The sequence below is a fragment of the Pseudomonas sp. B13(2017) genome (genome assembly GCF_002113245.1).
GTDB lineage: Bacteria > Pseudomonadota > Gammaproteobacteria > Pseudomonadales > Pseudomonadaceae > Aquipseudomonas > Aquipseudomonas putida_Z.
The window spans coordinates 144,150-163,654 of sequence record NZ_NEJX01000006.1 but is presented as its reverse complement, the minus strand read 5'-3'; the positions used below and the strand labels follow the sequence as shown (position 1 = coordinate 163,654).

The following is a 19,505-nucleotide window of genomic DNA, read 5'->3' as shown; positions in this document are numbered from 1 at the left end:
CTATCTAGCCAATCGCTTGGCAAGCCTGCGTCTAGTGTCGGGCCTTTGGATCAGCCAGAGGCGCAACAACGTGACTACACCCCGCCAGGAACTACCGCCAACCGCCGATACGCTGGCCATGGAGCAGGCCTATCAGGACAACCTCATCGTCAAACGACTGCCCAGATGGATTCGCCGGCTGCGTATCGTATCGCCGACCGAGCAGAACATCCCGGCCAACGGTCTGTATGAATCGCAGCATGCTGCTTTACGTAACGCATTGAAAGACAGCCTGGCCTGTCGACAGTGGCTGGAAAAGGAGCTTGCGCGCATCGAGGGCATCGACCGTTTCGTCAAGCCGCTGCTACAACACGCCATGCAGGAAGAATTCGTCACCAGGGAAAATGTCGATGGCCTGTATTTCAGGCGCTGGTACACCTACACCGCTCCCAGCCAGGGCACCGTGTGGGGGCGCTACCCGGTGGTGGAAAAGGACTATTTCGACGTACCGCTGATCGAGGCGGCACTGGACAACTTCACGCCGGGCGAGGGGCGGAACGAACAGCACAAGGACAACTGCATCGTCGACAGCCTGTCGCAACGCCTCGCGTCGCCAACCGCGCCTGCCTTCGCGCGCTTGTGCCGCAAGCTGGACCTGGGCAAGCGCTATCAACAGCACCTGGACTCCGTGCTCAAAGCGCCGAACAGCCAGGCCAGCGGCTGGCGCAGCATGGCTTCGACGCTTGCCCAGCTGTACAGCTCGGTCATGCTGATCGATGCGTGCAAGGCCAAGAGTGATGGCGTACTGAATGCCGCTGAACTGGAACTGGTGGTGGACCTGTGCAAGCACGGACGCCCCGGCACGCTCTACGAATCGAAAGTGGTGGCCCGGCAACTGAAGGCGTTCGGCTGCGACTTGCAACAGATCGTGATACTCGATGTATTTCATGACAAGGTCAGCCGCAAGATCATTGTCTATATTCCCGATGACCCCCACGGTCCCTGGACCGCAAGCCCCGACCTGGAAAGCTTCACCCGCAAGGTCCTGGGCCAGCGTCTGCGAGACAAGCGCTATCAGGATTTCTTCAAACGCTTCATACGCCGGCGCGACAGCCAGCAGTTCTTCTCCAGAGTTGCCAAGGACCTGGTAGGCGTCGCCGATTGGGCAACCCGGGAAATGGACCAGCACATGCGGGACTACCCGCTGCCGTTGTTCGAGCACCTTGCTTGCGCGCGCATCGATCACATCAAGGACGATGCTGCGGTGATTGCAACGCCGGTGTCAGACCTTGACCGCAAGGCCCAGGAAGCTCATCAACAAAGGTTGGTTGCCGAGGGTTGGACACTGGCCACGGTGGCGGGCGTGTTCATCCCTGCGCTCAATGCACTGCTGCTGGCGGTAATGGTCTGGGACCTGCTGGGCGAGCTGTTCCAGGCCGTCGAAGACTGGCGCGAGGGCGATACCAGTGCCGCGATGGAGCATGTGCTCAGCGTGACCAAAGACCTGGCCGTGATCGGTGTCACCGCTGTGGTATGGCGGGAAGCGAGCCGGGCCTGGGCCGCATTGGACCAGTGGGTGCCAGCGCGCCTGGAAGACGGCAGCGAGAAGCTCTGGAATGGAGACCTGGTGCCGTTTCGCAGTGCTGCACCTCCCGCTGGTGAGGTAGCCGATGCTATGGGCATCTACCGTGCCCAGGACAGAAGCTGGATGATCATGGACGGCCACAACTACGAAATCGTGCAGCGCGCAGATGAAGAGTGGCAACTGGCACCACGAGGTGGCCATGGACCTTTGTTGCGTCACAATGACGCCGGTGCCTGGCGGCTATGGACCGAGCAACCGGCCAGCTGGACAGACAAGCACAGGATGTTCCGCCGCCTGGGTGAGCGTTTCGCTCGGCTGGATGATGAACAGATTGACCAGGCCATGGCTATCCATGCCCTGGAGGCAGATCATCTTCGGGCGTTACATGTGTACGGTCGTGCGCCTGAGGCCGAGCTGGTCGATACCGTAGAGCGCCTGCTGATCGACCGTCGGCTGCAAGCCTTGCTGGACGATTTGAAGCTTGGGCGGGTGCCGGAGGACGCACCGTTGCTGTCGAAGGCCCGGGCGTTGCCTGGCGTCACCGAGCACGACGGGCCGGCATTGGCGGCGCAGGTCTCTGCAAGGCGTCGCCAACTGTTTCAACAGGTGTATGACGGGCAGCAGGAGCCGGACGATGCGGCGGTGGCAACGTTGCGCAGGGCATTCCCGAGCCTGCATCGCCGAGCGGCGCGCGAGCTGCTGGCTGAGCTGTCGGCCGAAGGTGCGGAGTTTCAGGCACTGGTCAGCGGCACGGTGCCGTTTCGGCTGGTCGAAAGGTCCCGGCTGAGTGTACTGCGCATACGTGTTGCGCGTGCCTGCGAGGGGCTGTTCATCGAAACGCCCCAGACCCTGGATCAGGCCAAGGTCGCGCTGACGCTGCTGGAGACTCTGGATGTCAGGGAGGCCAGGCCGCGCTGGCGGCTGTACGATGGCGATAGCCCGCAGCCATTAATGACTACCGCTGGTAACGGGCAGAACTACAGGCTTGTACATGACAACGGGCAGTTCGAACTTGAGGACGCGCTAGGCCTGGAGCTGCGCGGCCCCGGCGAGTTGTTCGAGACCCTGGTGGAGGCGTTTGTCCCTGCCGATCATGCGGCACTCGGCATCACTGAACCCTATGCCGCGAGCTTGAGAGCAGTATTGGGACGGCAAATTGCCGGGCACAGCAGGGTGCTCGCCCAGGCGTTGGGCAAAAACCCTCGACAGCCATGGATGCTGACGCCAATGCGCCTGGAGGATGGCCGGGTCGGCTACCCGCTTGGTGGGGGCCTGGGACGCTTTGTCCGGCCTGCGTCTCGACCGCGCGCGTTCGAGGCGCGCCTGCGCAAACTCTACCCCGCGTACAGTGACGAGCAGATCGAAGCCTGGCTGGCCAGGCTGCATGCTTCGGGGCGCGATACCGAGGCTGAACTCAGGGTGCTCGAACAGCAAGAGGAGCTGTTGAAGGCCCACTTGAAAGGCTGGGAGCGGCAAGGCCTGATGACCGGTGAACGAACCGAGCGCAAGCGGTTTCGCAAAGCAATCATGAATTGCTGGCGGGCGCGGGTGCCTGGTCAGGTTGTCCCTGAGAACGAAAGGGAATCTGTGGCTTGGCAGTACAGCGGCTATGAGCTGCGCTCATTGCCTGTATTGGGGCCACAGTTCATCTTCCAGCATGTTACCGAGCTTTCCCTGCGCAGCCTGCAACTGACGGAAGTGCCAGAACAATTTCTTCTTTCATTCCCCAATCTTACGTCTCTGGAACTGAACTACAACCGGTTGGAGCGTCTGCCAGGCAGCCTGGCGTTGCTCAATGATCTGCGCATTCTCGACCTGTCCGCCAACCGCATCTCGCTGGACGTGCCTCAGGCTCAAGTGCTGGCGCTCTGCCGCCGGCTACGGTACCTGAACCTTTCGGACAACCGTTTGAACATGCCCTTTTCCGTGGTAGGGATGGAACAGTTGGCCGAACTGCGTTTACGTAATACCGGGTTGGCATCGTTGCCCGAGGGCATCACGAATTGTCGGGCGCTGTACATGCTCGATGCTTCCAACAACTTCATCACTACGTTGCCCCCTGGTTTCATCGAGTCCAATTTATGGCAGCGAGGTTACGTGGCGCTGGCAGGCAATCCTGTGTTGCTGCGTCAGGCTGAACGGGCGCAGCAGAACTGGAATATTCCAGAGTACAGCACGGTCCCTGAGAAGTTTCGCTGGGCGGACCGCCTGGATGGCGAGAGCCGTGAAGACCTGAGCAACTTGTGGATGACTATCGAGCAAATGGATGGGGCGACGAGTTTCATGCAGTTGCTCAAACAGCTCACGCACTCGCAAGATTTCACTCATCCTCGATTTGGGGAAATGCTGGCTTTACGGGTTTTGGCGATGATGGCAAAGATCGAGAAGGTTCCACAGCTGGCCAATGAGCTTTTCTCCCGTGCGGTGGTTGAGAACTGCGCCGACAACGCCACGGTGGTCTTCCAGGAACTTGAAATCCGATGCCTTGAATGGGACGCCGAGCAGGCTGCCCCTTCTGGTAGCCAGGAGCGAGTTCTGGTCGCGTTGGCGCGGCGGTTGTGGAGGCAGCGGGAGGTCGAGTTCATCGCCTTGCGTGAGGCTGAGGCTGCACGTCGCGGGAACGAGTCGATCGAATGGGCACTGGCCTACTCGATCCGCTTGCGCGAGGACCTGGACCTGCCTGGTAATGCGCAGAGCATGCTACACGCGGGCATCCCGAACCTGGATGACGCTTCGGTCATGCGCGCGCGTGAGGAAATAAGGCGTAACGAGACAGCCCAATCGGTGGCAGTGTGGATGGTCCAGCAATCGTTCTGGAGAAAATATATCGAGAAACGCTACGTACGCGAACTCGAAGTGCCGCGAAGTTTTCAGAACCAGTTGGCTGAGGATGCCAATGCCGAGGACGCCGCCAGGTTGATGGCGGAAATCAGGCTATGGACCGAAAGGACCGAACTTCAACTGACCATCGAGGCTCTGCAACGTTGGGTATGACGAGGGCGCATTGGACTATGCTCAAGTTACAAGTGATAGAGGTACTTTTTCGGGCTCGCGACGAAGAGTGACCACGCTTGGTAACCGCCGGTTACTGTTCATTGAAACATGGAGGCCTCTGGGTGGTTTACGCTCGCCCGTCGGATCTTTCGCCCTGATCTGTAGTCTTCTGGTTTATCGAGAGAATAAGGAGATACGCATGCTCGTCCGGTCACTGACCCTCGCCACCTTGCTCGCGCTTGTCGCCCCTGTGTTTGCTGCCGACAGTGACGCGCCGCTGGCCAAGGAACTGGGCAAGGCCAGGCCCTTGGTCGTCATTGCACCCAGCAGCGCCGACCCAACGTTGCGTGGGTTGAACGAGGCCCTCAAGGACCCGGCCACCCAGGCCGCCTTCAAAGAGCGCAACCTGGTGGTGTACAGCGTTGCCAACATGATGGGCAAGCGTGAGGACAAGAACCTCGAGCAGCAGACCACCATGGCCTTGATCCGCGAGTTGAAGCTGGGTGCCAGCAAAGGCACCAAGGTGATCCTGGTGGGCAAGGACGGTGAGCGGCACATGCTCAAGGACGACGAAGAGGGAGGGGCCATCGACCCGCAGGTGATCCTCAAGGCGGTCGATGATCTGCCCGCCAGCGAAAAAGCCGTGTCGGCGCCGGAGCCTGTGGCAGCGGCGGCACCGGAACCCAAGGCCAAGGACAGCAAGCCGGCAAAGCCCGCCAAGCCGACCGCGCCACCCAAGCCGCTGGAAGACTGACCCTGCACGACGGCCCCGAGGCACCTTGGGGCCGTTGTGTATCCCACTGTATCTGCCCACGCCGCAGACCCATTCCCATACAAAACCGCACCCCGCGCGATACATCCACGACATACCGCAACGGCCTAATGGCTCCACATTCCAACCACAGTGGAGCGACACCATGACTCAAGTACGAAACACCCTCGGCCTGCTCGGCGCTGCCCTGATCGGCAGCATGGCATTGAGCAGCAGCGCCTTTGCCGTCGAGCCGTTGGCCCAGGGTTACCAGCTGGCTTCGGCCAAGGTGGCCGGCGAGGGCAAGTGTGGTGAAGGCAAATGTGGTGGCAGCGCCAAGGCCACCCAGGGCGAAGGCAAATGCGGAGAGGGCAAGTGCGGTGCCAGCGCCAAGGCCGGTGCCGAAGGCAAATGTGGCGAGGGCAAGTGTGGTGATGCCTCGTTCGCCAAGACCGACAGCAACCACGACGGCAAGGTCTCGCGCGATGAGTTCCTGGCGGTGGCCAAGGACCGTGCCGGCGACTTCGACAAGATCGACAGCAACCATGATGGCTTCATCTCCGAACAGGAGGCGGCGGATCACCTCAAGGCGATCTACCAGGCTAATGGCAAGGCCATGCCCGAAGGCTTGTTCAGCCACCTGACCGGCAAGTCCTGACCTTCTGCCCCATGAACCGCGCAACGCCCCTCCTGCTGGTCAGGCGGGGCGTTGTGCCTGTTGCGGAGACCTGTTCATGCACCCCACATCTTTGTCCCCTGTACCTTTACAGGCCGGGCTAGGCCTGCGCCGTGGCCTGCTGCCGGAACTGCTGGCCATGGAGGCTGGCGCCGTGGACTTTCTCGAATGCGCACCGGAAAACTGGGTTGCCGTGGGCGGTGCCTACGGCAAGGGCCTGGCGCAGTTGGCCGAGCGTTTTGCCATTACCTGCCACGGGCTGTCGTTGTCGCTGGGTGGCAGCGAGCCGCTGGACCGCCATTTCCTTGGCCAGACCCGCCAGTTTCTCGATCGCCACCAGGTGCGCCTGTACAGCGAGCACCTGAGCTACTGCAGTGATGACGGGCACCTGTATGACCTGATGCCCATTCCATTCACCGACGAAGCGGTGCGCCATGTGGCCGCGCGGATTCGCCAGGCCCAGGAATACCTGGAGCGGCGCATTGCCGTGGAAAACATCAGCTACTACGCCGCGCCGTACCAGGCGATGAGCGAACTCGACTTCATCCGCGCGGTACTCGATGAGGCCGACTGCGACCTGCTGCTGGACGTCAACAACGTCTTCGTCAATGCCTGCAATCACGGCTACGACGCCCGCGAATTCCTGGCGGGCTTGCCCCAGGCGCGGGTCTCCGGCATGCACGTGGCTGGCCATTACGATGAAGCGCCGGACCTCAAGGTAGACACCCACGGGGCTGCGGTGAAGGAAGATGTGTGGGCGCTGTACGCGGTCGCCTGTGCGCGCTTCGGTGTGCAACCCACCGTGCTCGAGCGTGATTTCAACTACCCGCCGCTTGCCGAACTGCTCGCCGAGGCGGCGCGCATCCGCACTGTGCAGCGTGCTGCGGGAGGGCATGCAAATGAATGAGACCTTGCGTGAGCAGCAGTACACCTTGGCCCGGCACCTGCGTGACCCGCAGCGCCATGCGCCGCCGCCGGGCGTGGAGGCCCGGCGCCTGAAGGTTTACCGCGAGCTGTTCTATGGTGCTATCGAAGGTTTGCTGGCCGGCAGTTTTCCGGTGATGCGCCAGGCGTTGGGCGAACCGCGCTGGCACGCCCGAGTGCGAGATTTCTATGCCAACTATCGCTGCCAGACACCGTTGTTCACCGAGATTGCCGAAGCGTTCGTCGATTACCTGCAAGGCATCGAGCTGGATGCGCCCTGGCAGCTGGAGCTGGCGCACTATGAGTGGGTCGAGGCGCAGTTGTATCTGAGCGATGCCGAGGACCCGGCCCATGACCCGGCAGGCGACCTGCTGGAAGGGGAGCCACTGTTGTCGTGTGTGGCGCGGGTGTTGGCCTATCGCTGGCCGGTGGAGCGGATCGGGGCGGATTACCAGCCAGCGGTCGCGCCAGAGGCGCCGACCTTGTTGCTGGTTTATCGCGATGCGGGGTTGAAGGTGCGCTTCGCGCGCCTGGCGCCGCTGGCGTACCGGTTGCTGGCGCTGGAACAGGGCAGTGGGCGGGCTCGGTTGCAGGCGTTGGGCGGTGCTGTGGAGGAGGGGTTGGCGTTGCTGGAGGGATTGCGCGAGCAGGGGGTTATCATCGGTACATGTTGAATCGTGGTATTGGGGCGCTTTGCGCCCCATCGCCGGCAAGCCAGCTCCCACAGGTACAGCGCATGCCCAGAATCTTGCGCAGTACCTGTGGGAGCTGGCTTGCCGTGGCGACGAACCGCGGCGATGGGCTGCAAGGCAGCCCCGGCGATATCACCTGAAGAACCGCCCTCTGAGCCAATGATCCAGGCTCAACCGCCCAGCCCCTTTCAGCAGCAGTGGCAGCAACGCCACCAGGTAGATCAGCGGCAACTTGAAGTTGCCAAAGCCCTGGTCGGTAATTGCATACCCTTGGGCCAGCTCGGCCAGGTTCGACCAGTGCGCCGGCCAATGCACCGCGGCAATCGCCACCACGGTCACCACCATCAGCCCCAACGAGGCCAGCCGGGTACCCAGCCCCAGCAACAGCAGTAACGGCAGGATCAGCTCCGCCCACATCGACAGCTGCCAGTTCAGCTCTGCAGGCAGCAGGTTGAAGGGGAACGGGAAGTTAGCTTGCAGGTCGGCGAACCAGTTGCTGCCATTGAATTTCTCCCAGCCGGATTCGAAAAATTCCCAGGCCAGGAACAGCCGCAACGGCAGGTCGGCGCTCCAGTTACCGAAACGGTCGAAGGTGGTCAGGGTGCGGGTCAAGGTGGTCATGCTGGTTTCTCTCTTCAGGAAAGGGCACGGGCGTTACGGCGTTGCTGGCGCGCCAGCTTGGCGGTGAGCTTGACGGCGATGGCGCTGAACATCAGGGCGAACGCCAGCGGGTACCAGCCGCCCATGGGGATGCGTTTGTAGAACGACAGGCAGAACACTGCGGCCAGTACCCACATGCCGGTGCTGTGCAGGGCCTGCCAGGCACGGCCACCCAACAGGCGCATCGGGGCCTTGAACGAGGTGATGGTGAGCAGCAGCAGGAACAGGTAGCCGAGGGTGCCGGGCAGGCTGGAAGTGAGCGTGCGGCCGGCCCAGAACAGCTCGGGGAATTGCTGGGCATAGCGGTAGATCAGTACGCCGTGCACGGTGTGGGAAAAGGCGAATGCCAACCCCAGATAGCGCCGTTCCTGGAGGATGCGACGGCTGCTGGTGCCAGGCAGCAAGATCACCAGCGACGAGGCCAGGAAGGCCAGCAGGAATAGCGCGAAGGAGCTGCGCGCAGTGGCACGGATCGCGCTGCGCAGGCCGTCCGGATCAGGTTGGCTGGCCAGTACCACGGCGGTCATCGCCAAGGTCAGGCCGGCGAGCGTGACGAACAGCTTCCAGCCGGAGGGAAGGGTGAGGGGTTTCATCAGGGAGGCTCCCGGGGTGTGGTTGTGTGACCGGGAGTGTGTCGGGGTGGGGTATCTGCAGTGTGTCGGTGGTGGTGGGGTTGTGTATCGGAGTGTACTGATACGCCACCTGCTTTTTGTGGGAGCGGCCTTGCGTCGCGAAAGGGCCGCAAAGCGGCCCCGGCAATTCATGCGACGAAGCTGAAAACCTGGGGCTGCTGCGCAGCCCTATCGCGACGCAAGGCCGCTCCCACAAACTGTCATTTGAGCTCGATCTGCGCGCACAGCCCGCCGCTTGCGCGGTTGCTCAGGGTCAGTCGGCCGCCCATGGCCTGGATCAGCTGATGGGCAATCGCCAACCCCAGCCCTGTACCGCCGGTGCTGCGGTTGCGTGAACCTTCCACGCGATAGAACGGCTTGAGCACTTCATCCAGTTCGCCACCGGGTATGCCTGGCCCGTTGTCGAGCACGCGGATCAACGTCCAGTCGCCCTCGCGGCACACCTCCAGTTCGGCAGCACCGGCAAACTTGAGGGCGTTGTCCACCAGGTTCACCAGCACCCGGCGCAGGGCATGCGGGCGGGTTTCCAGCAGGCTGCCGCTGCTGCCGTGGCGCTCGACCTGGGCGCCACTGTCCTGGTAGTCGAACACCAGGCTGTCGAGAAAGGCATCGAGGTTGACCCGGCACGGGGCCTCGGTGCTGGTGTCCATGCTACGGGCATAGGCCACGCCTTCGCGCACCAGGTGTTCCATTTCACCCAGGTCGCTCCACAGCTTGTCCTTTTCCACCCCTTCGTCCATCACTTCGACACGCAGCTTCATGCGCGTGATCGGTGTTTGCAGGTCGTGGGAAATGGCCGCCAGCAACTGCATGCGTTCCTTGAGGTAGGCAGCGATGCGCGCCTGCAGGGCATTGAAGGCCACGGCGGCGTAGCGCACCTCGCGCGGGCCGCTTTCATCCAGCTGCACGCCAGGCTTGTCCGGGTCGAGGTTGTCCACCGCACGGGCCAGGCGGGTCAGCGGGCCGATCGCCAGGCGTACCGCCAGCCAGGTGCACAGCAACAGCACGGCCAACTGGATCAGCAACACCACGGGCAGCCAACGTGCCACCGGGACCGGCGATGGGGTGACGTCGATGGTCAGCGGTGCGCCATCGGCCAGGGTCAGGTGTGCCTGGAAGTGCGCGTTCGGGCCGGGGATTTCCTGGAAGGAAAGGCGATAGTCGGCGCCAATGGCCTTGACGATAGAGTCGGCGGCCATGGGCGGGTCGCTGGTCGGCATGGCTTCGCCCGCCAGGCCCTGGTCCAGCCGGTAGCGGTAGGTACGCCGCTCCAGGCGCGGCAGCCAGGCGGCGCGCTCGGCCGCGGGCAGGCGGTCGAGGATGGCCACCGAGGTGGCCACGTCCTGCTCCAGGGTGCTGAGCATCATCGAGCGGCTGCTGATGTAGCGCTCGTACGCTTGCAGGCCGAACGACAGGCCGTAGGCCAGCACCAGGCCGGTGAAGAAGATCAGTGCCAGGCGCGAGGCCAGGGTACGTGGCCACTTCATGATGGCGACTCGAGCAGTTGCACCGGCAGCGAGAACACGTAGCCCTCGCTGCGCACGGTCTTGATGCAGCTGGGTTCGCGGGCGTCGTCACCCAGGCGCTGGCGCAGGCGGCTGACCAGCAGGTCGATGGAGCGGTCGAAGATGTCGGCTTCGCGGCCCTGGGTCAGGTTGAGCAACTGCTCACGGCTGAGCACCCGCTGCGGGTGGTCGAGAAACACCCGCAGCAGGCGGTATTCGGCACCGCTCAGGGCTACCAGGGTGCCTTCGCTGTCGAGCAGGTGGCGCGCGGTGGTGTCCAGCCGCCACTGGCCGAAGCCGAGCAGGCGGCTGCTTTCGCTGATGGTCAGGTTGGGCGGCAGCATGCGCGTGCGGCGCAGCACGGCGTTGATACGGGCCAGCAGTTCGCGGGCCGAGAACGGCTTGGTCAGGTAATCGTCGGCGCCCATTTCCAGGCCGATGATGCGGTCGGTTTCGTCGTTGCGGGCGGTCAGCATCAGCACCGGGGTGTTGCGGTGCTTGCCGGCGCGCAGCTCGCGGCACAACAGCAGGCCGTCGTCGCCGGGCATCATGATGTCCAGGACGATCAGGTCGACGCTGTTGGCTTCTAGAAAGGCGCGCATCTGCCGGCCGTCGGCGACGATGCTGGTGCGCAGGCCGTTCTTCTTCAGGTAGTTGCCGACCAGTTCGCGGATTTCGCGGTCGTCGTCGACGATCAGGATGTGATCGACGTGTTCCATGCGCTGCGTTCCTGTGCAAGAGGGGATGGGCGCAGTGTACCGAGCGCATTCGCGCTTGCCTGCGGGGGTTTGTATTGCAGTGTATCTGGCATGTGTACAGACACAGGAGGAAGCACATCACAGCTTCGGGCGACACATACGGGATACCTGGCCGGCGTGAAATGGCTCTCGACCGGGGAGCACAACTCCCCACCCTCAAGCGTTACACAGGAGAGATGCCATGAACTTCATTACCTTCGCCCGTGCCAGCCTGTTCGCCGTGCTCAGCTTTGGCGCCATTGCCGCCCAGGCCTCCACGATGCCGATGGACGATACCGGGGTCATGCAGTACCGCTACGGTGACCACCTGGATGTGAAGAAAGTGCTGTCGATACAGGATGACCAGAGCGACGCCTGCGGCCTGGTGAACACCCGCATGGACTACCTCGACTCCAAGGGCCAGCAGCAGAGCGTGCAGTACCGCACCTACGCCACCGGCGGTTGCCATGAGAATTGATCGCCGCTTGTTGTTGAAGGTTGGCGGCATTGCCCTGGCGCTGGCCGGCCTGGGCCTGGCCGGGCACCTGATGGCCCGCGACAGCTACGGTGCCATGCCGTCGCTGTCCGGCGCCAGCCAGTGGCTGAACTCGGCGCCGCTGGATGGCCCCGGGCTCAAGGGCAAGGTGGTGCTGGTGGACTTCTGGACCTGGGACTGCATCAACTGCCGGCGCAGCCTGCCGCACGTGAACGAATGGGCGCGGCGCTATGCCGACCAGGGCCTGGTGGTGGTCGGCGTGCACACCCCGGAGTACGACTACGAGCACGATGTAGGCACCTTGCGTGACAAGGTAGCCAGCCTGGGGATCGCTTACCCGGTGGCGGTGGATAACGACTACAAGGTGTGGAACGCCTGGGGCAACCAGTTCTGGCCGGCGCATTACTTTGTCGACCGCAAGGGGCAGGTGCGCCATGTGCACTTTGGCGAGGGGGATTATGGTGGGCAGGAGCAGGTGATACAGGCGTTGCTGGATGAGAAAGGGTGAGTTGTCTGTGCCGGCCTCTTCGCGGGCTTGCCCGCTCCCACAGGGATTTGCGTAATCAGTGAAATTTGCGCAGCACCTGTGGGAGCGGGCAAGCCCGCGAAGAAGCCGACACTTGTCTGTCAGGTGAAACTGGCAAAGTGCGCCTGCATCCGCGCCGCATCCGCCTGGCGCCCGCTGAACAGCTCGAACGCCTTCACCGCCTGGAACACGGCCATGTTGCTGCCATCCAGGGTGCGGCAGCCTAGCGCCCGGGCGGCGCGCAGCAGTTCGGTCTCCAGCGGGAAGTAGATGATCTCCGCCACCCACAGGCGCGCATGCAGCAACTCCACCGGCAGCGGTGTGCCCGGCAGCTTGGCCATGCCCACCGGTGTGGTGTTGACCAGCCCGTCCGCCTCGGCCAGGGCCGTGGCCAGGTCGTTGCCGACCACGGCGCGCCCGGCACCGAAGTGGGCATTCAGGTTGTCCACCAGTGCCTGTGCACGGGCCGCGTCCACTTCGAACAGCACCAGCCGCTCGACCCCTTCACCCAGCAGGGCATGGGCCACGGCCGAACCGGCACCACCGGCACCCATCTGCACCACCTGGCGCCGTGCCACATCAGGCAGGCCACGGCGCAAGCCTTCGGCAAAGCCCAGGCAGTCGGTGTTGTGGCCGACCCGCTTGCCGTCCTTGAGCACCACGGTGTTCACCGCGCCGATGCCGCGGGCTTCGTCCGACAGTTCGTCGAGCAGTGGCAGGATCGCCTGCTTGAACGGATAGGTGATGTTGAGCCCGGTGAAACCGGTGTGCTGGGCGGCGTCGAGCAGGCCGGGCAGGGCGCTGTCGTCCAGTTGCAGCTGGTCGGCATCGATCAGCCGATACAGGTAGCGCAGCGCCTGGGCATCACCTTCGTGTTCGTGCAGGGCAGGGGTGCGCGACAGCTGGATGCCGCGGCCGATCAGGCCGGCGAGGATGGCTTGCTGGCTCATGCGTTGTGCTCCTGCAACATTTCGGCGAAGTGGCTGATGGCCATGCGGTAGCCATGGCTGCCCAGGCCGCAGATGACCCCGACGGCGATGGATGATACGAACGACAGGTGACGGAACGGTTCGCGCTTGTGCACGTTGGACAGGTGCACCTCTATTACCGGCACTTCGCTGGCCACCAGGGCATCGCGGATGGCCACCGAGGTATGGGTCCAGGCACCGGGGTTGATCACGATGCCGGCGCAGCGGCCACGGGCGGCATGGATCCAGTCGATCAGTTCGCCTTCGTGGTTGGTTTGGCGGAATTCGATTTCCAGGCCGTGGGCATGGGCGGTATCGGCACAGCCCTGGGCCAGGTCGGCGAGGGTTTCGTGGCCATATTGGGCAGGCTCGCGGGTGCCCAGCATGTTCAGGTTGGGGCCGTTGAGCACGAGAATGAGGGGCTTCATGACGGGCATCGCTTTGTTGTTGTTGGATGCGTCTAGTTTTGTACCGACTGGTTAGTTTAGTCAATTGGACTAAACTGCTGTACCGGGAAAGTGGGCGATTATCGAACTTGATATCGCCTGTACCGGCCCTATCGCCGGCAAGCCAGCTCCCACAGGAACTCCATAGGGCTCCAGCTTTGTCGCCTGCAGCTTGATTACAAAATTGTAATTTTCCCGCCACCGCCCCGATAAGCGCGGCTTTCTACAGTCCCTCGCCAAAGCTCGCCGACGAGGATCTGTTTCGTGCCCATCCCCCGCAAGACCGCCTTGCTCTGCCTGTTGCTGGCTGTTGCCGCCAGCGCCCAGGCCAGCCAGAGCCTGAGCCTGCCCCAGGCGCTTGACGCCGCCTTTGCCCAGAACCCGGAGCTGGCCGCGGCCGGCCGGGAAATCGGCATTGCCGATGGCGAGCGGCGCCAGGCCGGGCTGATCCCCAACCCGGAGCTGTCCTGGGAGGTCGAGGACACCCGCCGTGACACCAGCACCACCACTGTCACCCTCAGCCAACCGCTGGAGCTGGGCGGCAAGCGCGGTGCACGCATCGCCGTGGCCGGTGCCGGCCAGACCATTGCCCAGCTGGACCTGGAGCGCCAGCGCAACGGCTTGCGCGCCGATGTGGTGCAGGCGTTCCACGCGGCCCTGCGCGCGCAGACCGCGCTGGAGCTGGCGCAGCAATCGCAGGCGTTGACCGAGCGTGGGCTGCGAGTGGTGCAGGGGCGGGTGACCGCTGGCCAGTCATCGCCAGTGGAGGCCACCCGGGCCCAGGTGCAGTTGGCCCAGGCCCAGGCCGAAGTGCGCCGTGCGCAAACCCAGCGCAGTGTGGCTTACCAGGCCCTGGCACGGTTGACCGGCAGCCCGCTGGCAAGCTTCGACCAGTTGCAGGCCGCCAACCTGTCCCCCGGTGATGCGCCCAGCGCCGACGCTCTGCTCGACCAGGTCGAGCAAACGGCTGAATGGCGCCTGGCCGCCGCCCAGGTCGAGCGCGGCGAAGCGTCCCTGGGTTCGGAAAAGGCCCTGCGCATTCCCAACCTCACCGTCAGCCTTGGCAGCCAGTACAGCCGCGAAGACCGCGAGCGGGTCAATGTGGTGGGCCTGTCGATGCCCTTGCCGCTGTTCGACCGCAACCAGGGCAACGTGCTGGCCGCGGCCCGCCGTGCCGACCAGGCGCGTGACCTGCGCAACGCCGTGGAGCTGCGCCTGCGCAGTGAAACCCGCAGCGCCGTCAGCCAGTGGGCCACGGCCATGCAGGAAGTGCAGGCCTATGACCGCACCATCCTGCCCTCTGCCCAGCAGGCCGTGGACACCGCCACACGCGGTTTCGAAATGGGCAAGTTCGCCTTTCTCGATGTGCTCGACGCCCAGCGCACGCTGATCGAGGCGCGCGGGCTGTACCTCGAGGCGCTGGCCTCGGCGACCGACGCGCGGGCGCAGGTCGAGCGGATCTATGGCGACCTCGATGGGCTGAGCAACAAATTGAACAGCAGGAGCAACAATGACTAATCCACGCAAGATAGCCCTTCTGGCTGCCGCCATTGCCGCGCTTGGCCTGGGTGGCCTGGCCTGGACCGGCAACCTCGGCAACGCGTCAGGCACTGAAGCCCGGCACGACGACCACGGCGAAGACAGCCACGGCCACGGCGAGGAACAGGCCGGCGAAGGCCACGAAGAAGAGGAGGGCAAGCTGCACCTGTCCATCGCCCAGATCGAAGCTGCCGGTGTGCAACTGGTTGATGCCGGCCCTCGTGAACTGGGCACCGCCATCAGCTTCCCGGGTGAAATCCGCTTCGACGAGGACCGTACCGCCCACGTCGTGCCACGCGTGCCCGGTGTGGTCGAGTCGGTGCAAGCCGAGCTGGGCCAGGCGGTCAAGCGTGGTCAGGTGCTGGCGGTAATCGCCAGCCAGCAGATTTCCGACCTGCGCAGCGAACAACAGGCTGCCCAGCGCCGCCTGGAACTGGCGCGCCTGACCTTCCAGCGCGAACAGCAGCTGTGGCAGGAACGCATCAGTGCCGAGCAGGATTACCTGCAGGCCCGTCAGGCGTTGCAGGAAGCCGAGATTGCCTTGGCCAACGCCCGGCAGAAAGTCGCCGCCGTGGGCCCGGCCGGCGCCGGCAACCGCTATGAACTGCGCGCGCCGTTCGATGCAGTGGTGGTGGAAAAGCACCTGACCGTGGGCGAGGTGGTCGATGAGACCAGCAATGCCTTCACCCTGTCTGACCTGAGCCGGGTCTGGGCCACCTTCGCCGTCGCCCCGCGCGACCTGGACAAGGTGACCACCGGCCGCAATGTCACGGTCAGCGCGCCGGACCTGGGCGCCCAGGTCGAGGGCAAGGTCAATTATGTCGGCAGCCTGCTCGGCGAGCAGAACCGTGCCGCCACTGTCCGCGCCACGCTTGCCAACCCCAACGGTGCCTGGCGCCCCGGGCTGTTCGTCAATGTCGCGGTCAGCGTCGAACGCTTCAACGCCGCCGTGGTGGTACCGCAAAGCGCCCTGCAAACCTGGGAGGAGCAGACCGTGGTGTTTGCCCGTACCGAGGAAGGCTTCGAGGCCCGCCCGGTGAAGACCGGCCGCCGCGACGCCGGCCAGGTGGAAATCACCACCGGCCTTGCCGCCGGAACCCAGGTGGCCGCTGCCGGCAGCTTTGTCCTCAAGTCCGAACTGGGCAAAGGCTCGGCCGAGCACAGCCATTGATCACGGGGACGCTTGCATGTTCGAACGCCTGATCCAATTCGCCATCGAGCAGCGCCTGGTGGTGATGCTGGCCGTGGTCCTGATGGCCGCGGTGGGTATCCACAGCTACCAGAAACTGCCGATCGACGCTGTACCGGACATCACCAACGTCCAGGTGCAGATCAATACCGCCGCCCCCGGCTATTCGCCGCTGGAGACCGAGCAGCGCATCACCTTCGCCATCGAGACCGCCATGGCCGGCCTGCCCGGGCTCAAGCAGACCCGCTCGCTGTCGCGTTCGGGCCTGTCGCAGGTCACGGTCATTTTCGACGACGGCACCGACCTGTTCTTCGCCCGCCAACTGGTCAACGAGCGCCTGCAAGTGGCGCGTGAGCAGTTGCCCGACGGCATCGAAGCGGGCATGGGGCCGATTTCCACCGGGCTGGGTGAAATCTTCCTGTGGACGGTGGAAGCCGAGCAGGGCGCGCTGAAGGAAGACGGCACGCCCTACACCCCGACCGACTTGCGGGTGATCCAGGACTGGATCATCAAGCCGCAGTTGCGCAACGTGCCCGGGGTGGCCGAGGTCAACAGCATCGGCGGCCATGCCAGGCAGTACCTGATTGCGCCGGAGCCCAAGCGCCTGGCGGCCTACAAACTCACCCTCAACGACCTGATCGCGGCGCTGGAGCGCAACAACGCCAACGTCGGCGCCGGTTACATCGAACGCAATGGCGAGCAGTTGCTGATTCGCGCGCCAGGCCAGGTGGCGTCGGCCGAGGACATCGCCAACATCGTCATCTCCAGTGTCGATGGCACGCCAATCCGCGTCAGCCATGTTGCCCAGGTCGGCCTGGGCGAAGAGCTGCGCTCGGGCGCGGCCACCGAAAACGGCCGGGAAGTGGTGCTGGGCACGGTCTTCATGCTGATTGGCGAGAACAGCCGCACGGTGTCCCAGGCGGTTGCCGCCAAGCTGGTCGAGATCAACCGCAACCTGCCCAAGGGCGTGGTCGCGGTGACGGTGTACGACCGCACCAACCTGGTGGAGAAGGCCATCGCCACGGTGAAGAAGAACCTGGTCGAAGGTGCCATCCTGGTCATCGCCGTGTTGTTCCTGTTCCTGGGCAACATCCGCGCTGCGCTGATCACCGCCATGGTCATTCCCTTGTCGATGCTGTTCACCTTCACCGGCATGTTCAGCAACAAGGTCAGCGCCAACCTGATGAGCCTGGGCGCACTGGACTTCGGCATCATCGTCGACGGCGCGGTGGTGATCGTGGAGAACGCCATCCGCCGCCTGGCCCACGCCCAGCAACGCCATGGCCGCATGCTGACCCGCACCGAGCGCTTCCATGAAGTGTTCGCTGCCGCCCGTGAGGCGCGTCGGCCGCTGATCTATGGCCAGCTGATCATCATGGTGGTGTACCTGCCGATCTTTGCCTTGACCGGGGTGGAGGGCAAGATGTTCCACCCTATGGCCTTTACCGTGGTCATCGCCCTGCTTGGTGCCATGATCCTCTCGGTTACCTTCGTGCCGGCGGCCATTGCCCTGTTCGTCACCGGCAAGGTCAAGGAAGAGGAAGGCCTGGTAATGCGCACGGCGCGTCAGCGCTATGCCCCGGTGCTGGCCTGGGTGCTGGGCCGGCGCAAGCTGGCGTTCGCTGGCGCCGCTACCCTGGTGTTGCTGTCCGGAGTTATGGCCAGCCGCATGGGCAGCGAGTTCATCCCCAGCCTCAGCGAAGGCGACTTTGCCCTGCAGGCTTTGCGCGTGCCAGGCACCAGCCTGTCGCAGTCGGTCGACATGCAGCAGCGCCTGGAACAGGCGATCATCGCCCAGGTGCCGGAAGTGGAGCGGGTGTTTGCCCGCACCGGCACCGCCGAGATCGCCTCCGACCCGATGCCGCCGAACATTTCCGACGCCTATGTGATGCTGCGTCCGCGTGAGCAATGGGGCGACCCGGGCAAGCCGCGTGATGAGCTGATCGCCGAGGTACAACGCGCCGCCGCCAGCGTGCCGGGCAGCAACCACGAGCTGTCGCAGCCGATCCAGCTGCGCTTCAACGAGCTGATTTCCGGGGTGCGCAGCGATGTGGCGGTGAAGCTGTTCGGTGATGACATGGACGTGCTCAACCGCACAGCCGCGCAGATCGCCAGCAGCCTGCAAGGCGTGCCGGGCGCGTCCGAGGTAAAGGTCGAGCAGACTACCGGCCTGCCGGTGCTGACCATCGATATCGACCGCGACAAGGCGGCCCGCCATGGCCTCAACGTGGGTGATGTGCAGGACGCCATTGCCATTGCCGTGGGTGGCCGCACGGCCGGCACGTTGTACGAAGGTGACCGCCGTTTCGACATGGTGGTGCGCCTGTCGGAAACCCTGCGCACCGATGTCGACGGGCTGGCCAGCCTGCTGATTCCGGTGCCGGCCAGTGCTGCTACGGGTGCCGGGCAAATAGGCTTCATCCCGCTGTCGCAGGTCGCCACGCTGAACCTGCAGCTGGGGCCGAACCAGGTCAGCCGCGAGGATGGCAAGCGGGTGGTGGTGGTCAGTGCCAACGTGCGCGGGCGCGACCTGGGTTCGTTCGTCGAGGAGGCCGAGCAGACGCTGATCGAGCAGGTACAGATACCGCCGGGTTACTGGACCCGCTGGGGTGGCCAGTTCGAGCAACTGCAGTCGGCGGCCGAGCGCCTGCAGGTGGTGGTGCCGGTGGCCTTGCTGCTGGTCATGGCGCTGTTGCTGATGATGTTCAACAACCTCAGGGATGGCCTGCTGGTGTTCACCGGCATCCCGTTCGCCCTTACCGGCGGGGTGCTGGCGCTGTGGTTGCGAGACATTCCGTTGTCCATTTCCGCAGGCGTGGGGTTCATTGCCTTGTCGGGGGTGGCGGTGCTCAACGGGCTGGTGATGATCGCCTTTATCCGTGGCCTGCGGGAGGAAGGGCGCACACTGCGGGCAGCGGTCGAGGAGGGCGCGCTGACGCGCTTGCGGCCGGTGCTGATGACGGCACTGGTGGCGTCGCTGGGGTTCATCCCGATGGCCTTGGCGACCGGGACCGGGGCCGAGGTGCAAAGGCCGCTGGCGACCGTGGTGATTGGCGGGATTCTGTCGTCCACCGCACTGACCTTGCTGGTGTTGCCGGCGTTGTATCAGTGGGCGTATCGGCGGGAAGAGGTGCAGGAGGGTTGAGAATCCTGGGGCTGCTTTGCAGCCCATCGCCGGCAAGCCAGCTCCCACAGGGGCGATGCGG

At 64.2% G+C, this 19,505-nt stretch carries 16 protein-coding genes; 10 read left to right on the top strand and 6 right to left on the bottom strand.

The features are described from left to right. The first annotated feature begins 118 nt into the window (after nt 1-118). The 5 genes from CAG44_RS10790 (at nt 119) to CAG44_RS10770 (ending at nt 7,583) form a co-directional block, all read left to right on the top strand. Entirely contained in the window at nt 119-4,558 is a 4,440-nt protein-coding gene (locus CAG44_RS10790; protein ID WP_256576766.1) for an NEL-type E3 ubiquitin ligase domain-containing protein, read from the top strand. A 199-nt stretch (nt 4,559-4,757) separates the two neighbouring features. Next, the gene (locus tag CAG44_RS10785; protein WP_085592221.1) at nt 4,758-5,312 is read left to right on the top strand and encodes a DUF4174 domain-containing protein; all 555 of its coding nucleotides are present in this window, start codon (nt 4,758-4,760) and stop codon (nt 5,310-5,312) included. Nucleotides 5,313-5,475: 163 nt separating this feature from the next. Continuing rightward, a complete protein-coding gene (locus CAG44_RS10780; protein WP_013971966.1) occupies nt 5,476-5,967 on the top strand; it encodes a hypothetical protein in 492 nt (163 codons plus the stop codon). Nucleotides 5,968-6,043: 76 nt separating this feature from the next. Continuing rightward, nucleotides 6,044-6,892, top strand: a complete 849-nt coding sequence (locus CAG44_RS10775) for a DUF692 domain-containing protein (protein ID WP_085592223.1) — start codon at nt 6,044-6,046, stop codon at nt 6,890-6,892. Further along, nucleotides 6,885-7,583: a DUF2063 domain-containing protein gene (locus tag CAG44_RS10770; RefSeq protein ID WP_085592225.1), complete on the top strand. Its 699-nt coding sequence runs from the start codon at nt 6,885-6,887 to the stop codon at nt 7,581-7,583. The genes CAG44_RS10775 and CAG44_RS10770 overlap by 8 nt, the downstream gene beginning before the upstream one ends. A 150-nt stretch (nt 7,584-7,733) precedes the next feature. Here CAG44_RS10770 and CAG44_RS10765 read toward each other — a convergent pair whose 3' ends face one another. The 4 genes from CAG44_RS10765 to CAG44_RS10750 form a co-directional block, all read right to left on the bottom strand. Further along, entirely contained in the window at nt 7,734-8,222 is a 489-nt protein-coding gene (locus CAG44_RS10765; protein WP_085592227.1) for a DoxX family protein, read from the bottom strand. A 14-nt stretch (nt 8,223-8,236) separates the two neighbouring features. Next, nucleotides 8,237-8,854 carry a ferric reductase-like transmembrane domain-containing protein gene (locus tag CAG44_RS10760; protein ID WP_085592229.1) on the bottom strand — a complete coding sequence of 206 codons (618 nt, stop codon included), beginning with the start codon at nt 8,852-8,854 and terminating at the stop codon, nt 8,237-8,239. A 239-nt stretch (nt 8,855-9,093) separates the two neighbouring features. After that, nucleotides 9,094-10,380 carry a HAMP domain-containing sensor histidine kinase gene (locus CAG44_RS10755; protein ID WP_085592231.1) on the bottom strand — a complete coding sequence of 429 codons (1,287 nt, stop codon included), beginning with the start codon at nt 10,378-10,380 and terminating at the stop codon, nt 9,094-9,096. Next, nucleotides 10,377-11,117 (bottom strand): response regulator, encoded by a 741-nt coding sequence (locus CAG44_RS10750; protein ID WP_003250463.1) that lies wholly within the window; start codon nt 11,115-11,117, stop codon nt 10,377-10,379. Before CAG44_RS10750 ends, CAG44_RS10755 begins: the two co-directional genes overlap by 4 nt. 220 nt (nt 11,118-11,337) lie before the next feature. Between CAG44_RS10750 and CAG44_RS10745 the strand changes: the two genes are divergently transcribed. After that, nucleotides 11,338-11,613 (top strand): DUF2790 domain-containing protein, encoded by a 276-nt coding sequence (locus CAG44_RS10745; protein WP_025338502.1) that lies wholly within the window; start codon nt 11,338-11,340, stop codon nt 11,611-11,613. Next, nucleotides 11,603-12,139 carry a thioredoxin family protein gene (locus CAG44_RS10740; RefSeq protein WP_256573570.1) on the top strand — a complete coding sequence of 179 codons (537 nt, stop codon included), beginning with the start codon at nt 11,603-11,605 and terminating at the stop codon, nt 12,137-12,139. Before CAG44_RS10745 ends, CAG44_RS10740 begins: the two co-directional genes overlap by 11 nt. A gap of 119 nt (nt 12,140-12,258) precedes the next feature. On the opposite strand, the gene CAG44_RS10735 is transcribed toward CAG44_RS10740, so the two are convergent. Further along, entirely contained in the window at nt 12,259-13,107 is an 849-nt protein-coding gene (locus CAG44_RS10735; RefSeq protein ID WP_025338504.1) for a shikimate dehydrogenase, read from the bottom strand. Continuing rightward, nucleotides 13,104-13,553 (bottom strand): type II 3-dehydroquinate dehydratase, encoded by a 450-nt coding sequence (gene aroQ / locus CAG44_RS10730; protein WP_085592233.1) that lies wholly within the window; start codon nt 13,551-13,553, stop codon nt 13,104-13,106. The genes CAG44_RS10735 and aroQ overlap by 4 nt, the downstream gene beginning before the upstream one ends. Nucleotides 13,554-13,835: 282 nt before the next feature. On the opposite strand from aroQ, the gene CAG44_RS10725 reads away from it, so the two are divergent. From CAG44_RS10725 to CAG44_RS10715, 3 genes are read left to right on the top strand one after another with little or no spacing between them, the layout of a single operon-like run. Continuing rightward, on the top strand, nt 13,836-15,089 hold the full coding sequence (locus CAG44_RS10725) for a TolC family protein (protein ID WP_085592235.1): 1,254 nt from the start codon (nt 13,836-13,838) through the stop codon (nt 15,087-15,089). Then, on the top strand, nt 15,082-16,281 hold the full coding sequence (locus CAG44_RS10720; protein WP_085592237.1) for an efflux RND transporter periplasmic adaptor subunit: 1,200 nt from the start codon (nt 15,082-15,084) through the stop codon (nt 16,279-16,281). Before CAG44_RS10725 ends, CAG44_RS10720 begins: the two co-directional genes overlap by 8 nt. Nucleotides 16,282-16,297: 16 nt before the next feature. Continuing rightward, on the top strand, nt 16,298-19,444 hold the full coding sequence (locus tag CAG44_RS10715; protein ID WP_085692120.1) for an efflux RND transporter permease subunit: 3,147 nt from the start codon (nt 16,298-16,300) through the stop codon (nt 19,442-19,444). The last annotated feature ends 61 nt before the right edge of the window (nt 19,445-19,505 follow it).

Excerpts from the sequence above, each read along its gene's own strand:
- CAG44_RS10780 (WP_013971966.1), top strand. The coding sequence starts at position 5,476 with ATGACTCAAGTACGAAACACCCTCGGCCTGCTCGGCGCTGCCCTGATC.
- CAG44_RS10760 (WP_085592229.1), bottom strand. The coding sequence starts at position 8,854 with ATGAAACCCCTCACCCTTCCCTCCGGCTGGAAGCTGTTCGTCACGCTC.
- CAG44_RS10755 (WP_085592231.1), bottom strand. The coding sequence starts at position 10,380 with ATGAAGTGGCCACGTACCCTGGCCTCGCGCCTGGCACTGATCTTCTTC.
- CAG44_RS10735 (WP_025338504.1), bottom strand. The coding sequence starts at position 13,107 with ATGAGCCAGCAAGCCATCCTCGCCGGCCTGATCGGCCGCGGCATCCAG.
- CAG44_RS10750 (WP_003250463.1), bottom strand. The coding sequence starts at position 11,117 with ATGGAACACGTCGATCACATCCTGATCGTCGACGACGACCGCGAAATC.
- CAG44_RS10745 (WP_025338502.1), top strand. The coding sequence starts at position 11,338 with ATGAACTTCATTACCTTCGCCCGTGCCAGCCTGTTCGCCGTGCTCAGC.
- CAG44_RS10770 (WP_085592225.1), top strand. The coding sequence starts at position 6,885 with ATGAATGAGACCTTGCGTGAGCAGCAGTACACCTTGGCCCGGCACCTG.
- CAG44_RS10775 (WP_085592223.1), top strand. The coding sequence starts at position 6,044 with ATGCACCCCACATCTTTGTCCCCTGTACCTTTACAGGCCGGGCTAGGC.
- CAG44_RS10740 (WP_256573570.1), top strand. The coding sequence starts at position 11,603 with ATGAGAATTGATCGCCGCTTGTTGTTGAAGGTTGGCGGCATTGCCCTG.
- CAG44_RS10765 (WP_085592227.1), bottom strand. The coding sequence starts at position 8,222 with ATGACCACCTTGACCCGCACCCTGACCACCTTCGACCGTTTCGGTAAC.
- CAG44_RS10720 (WP_085592237.1), top strand. The coding sequence starts at position 15,082 with ATGACTAATCCACGCAAGATAGCCCTTCTGGCTGCCGCCATTGCCGCG.
- CAG44_RS10790 (WP_256576766.1), top strand. The coding sequence starts at position 119 with ATGGAGCAGGCCTATCAGGACAACCTCATCGTCAAACGACTGCCCAGA.
- CAG44_RS10715 (WP_085692120.1), top strand. The coding sequence starts at position 16,298 with ATGTTCGAACGCCTGATCCAATTCGCCATCGAGCAGCGCCTGGTGGTG.
- CAG44_RS10785 (WP_085592221.1), top strand. The coding sequence starts at position 4,758 with ATGCTCGTCCGGTCACTGACCCTCGCCACCTTGCTCGCGCTTGTCGCC.
- aroQ (WP_085592233.1), bottom strand. The coding sequence starts at position 13,553 with ATGAAGCCCCTCATTCTCGTGCTCAACGGCCCCAACCTGAACATGCTG.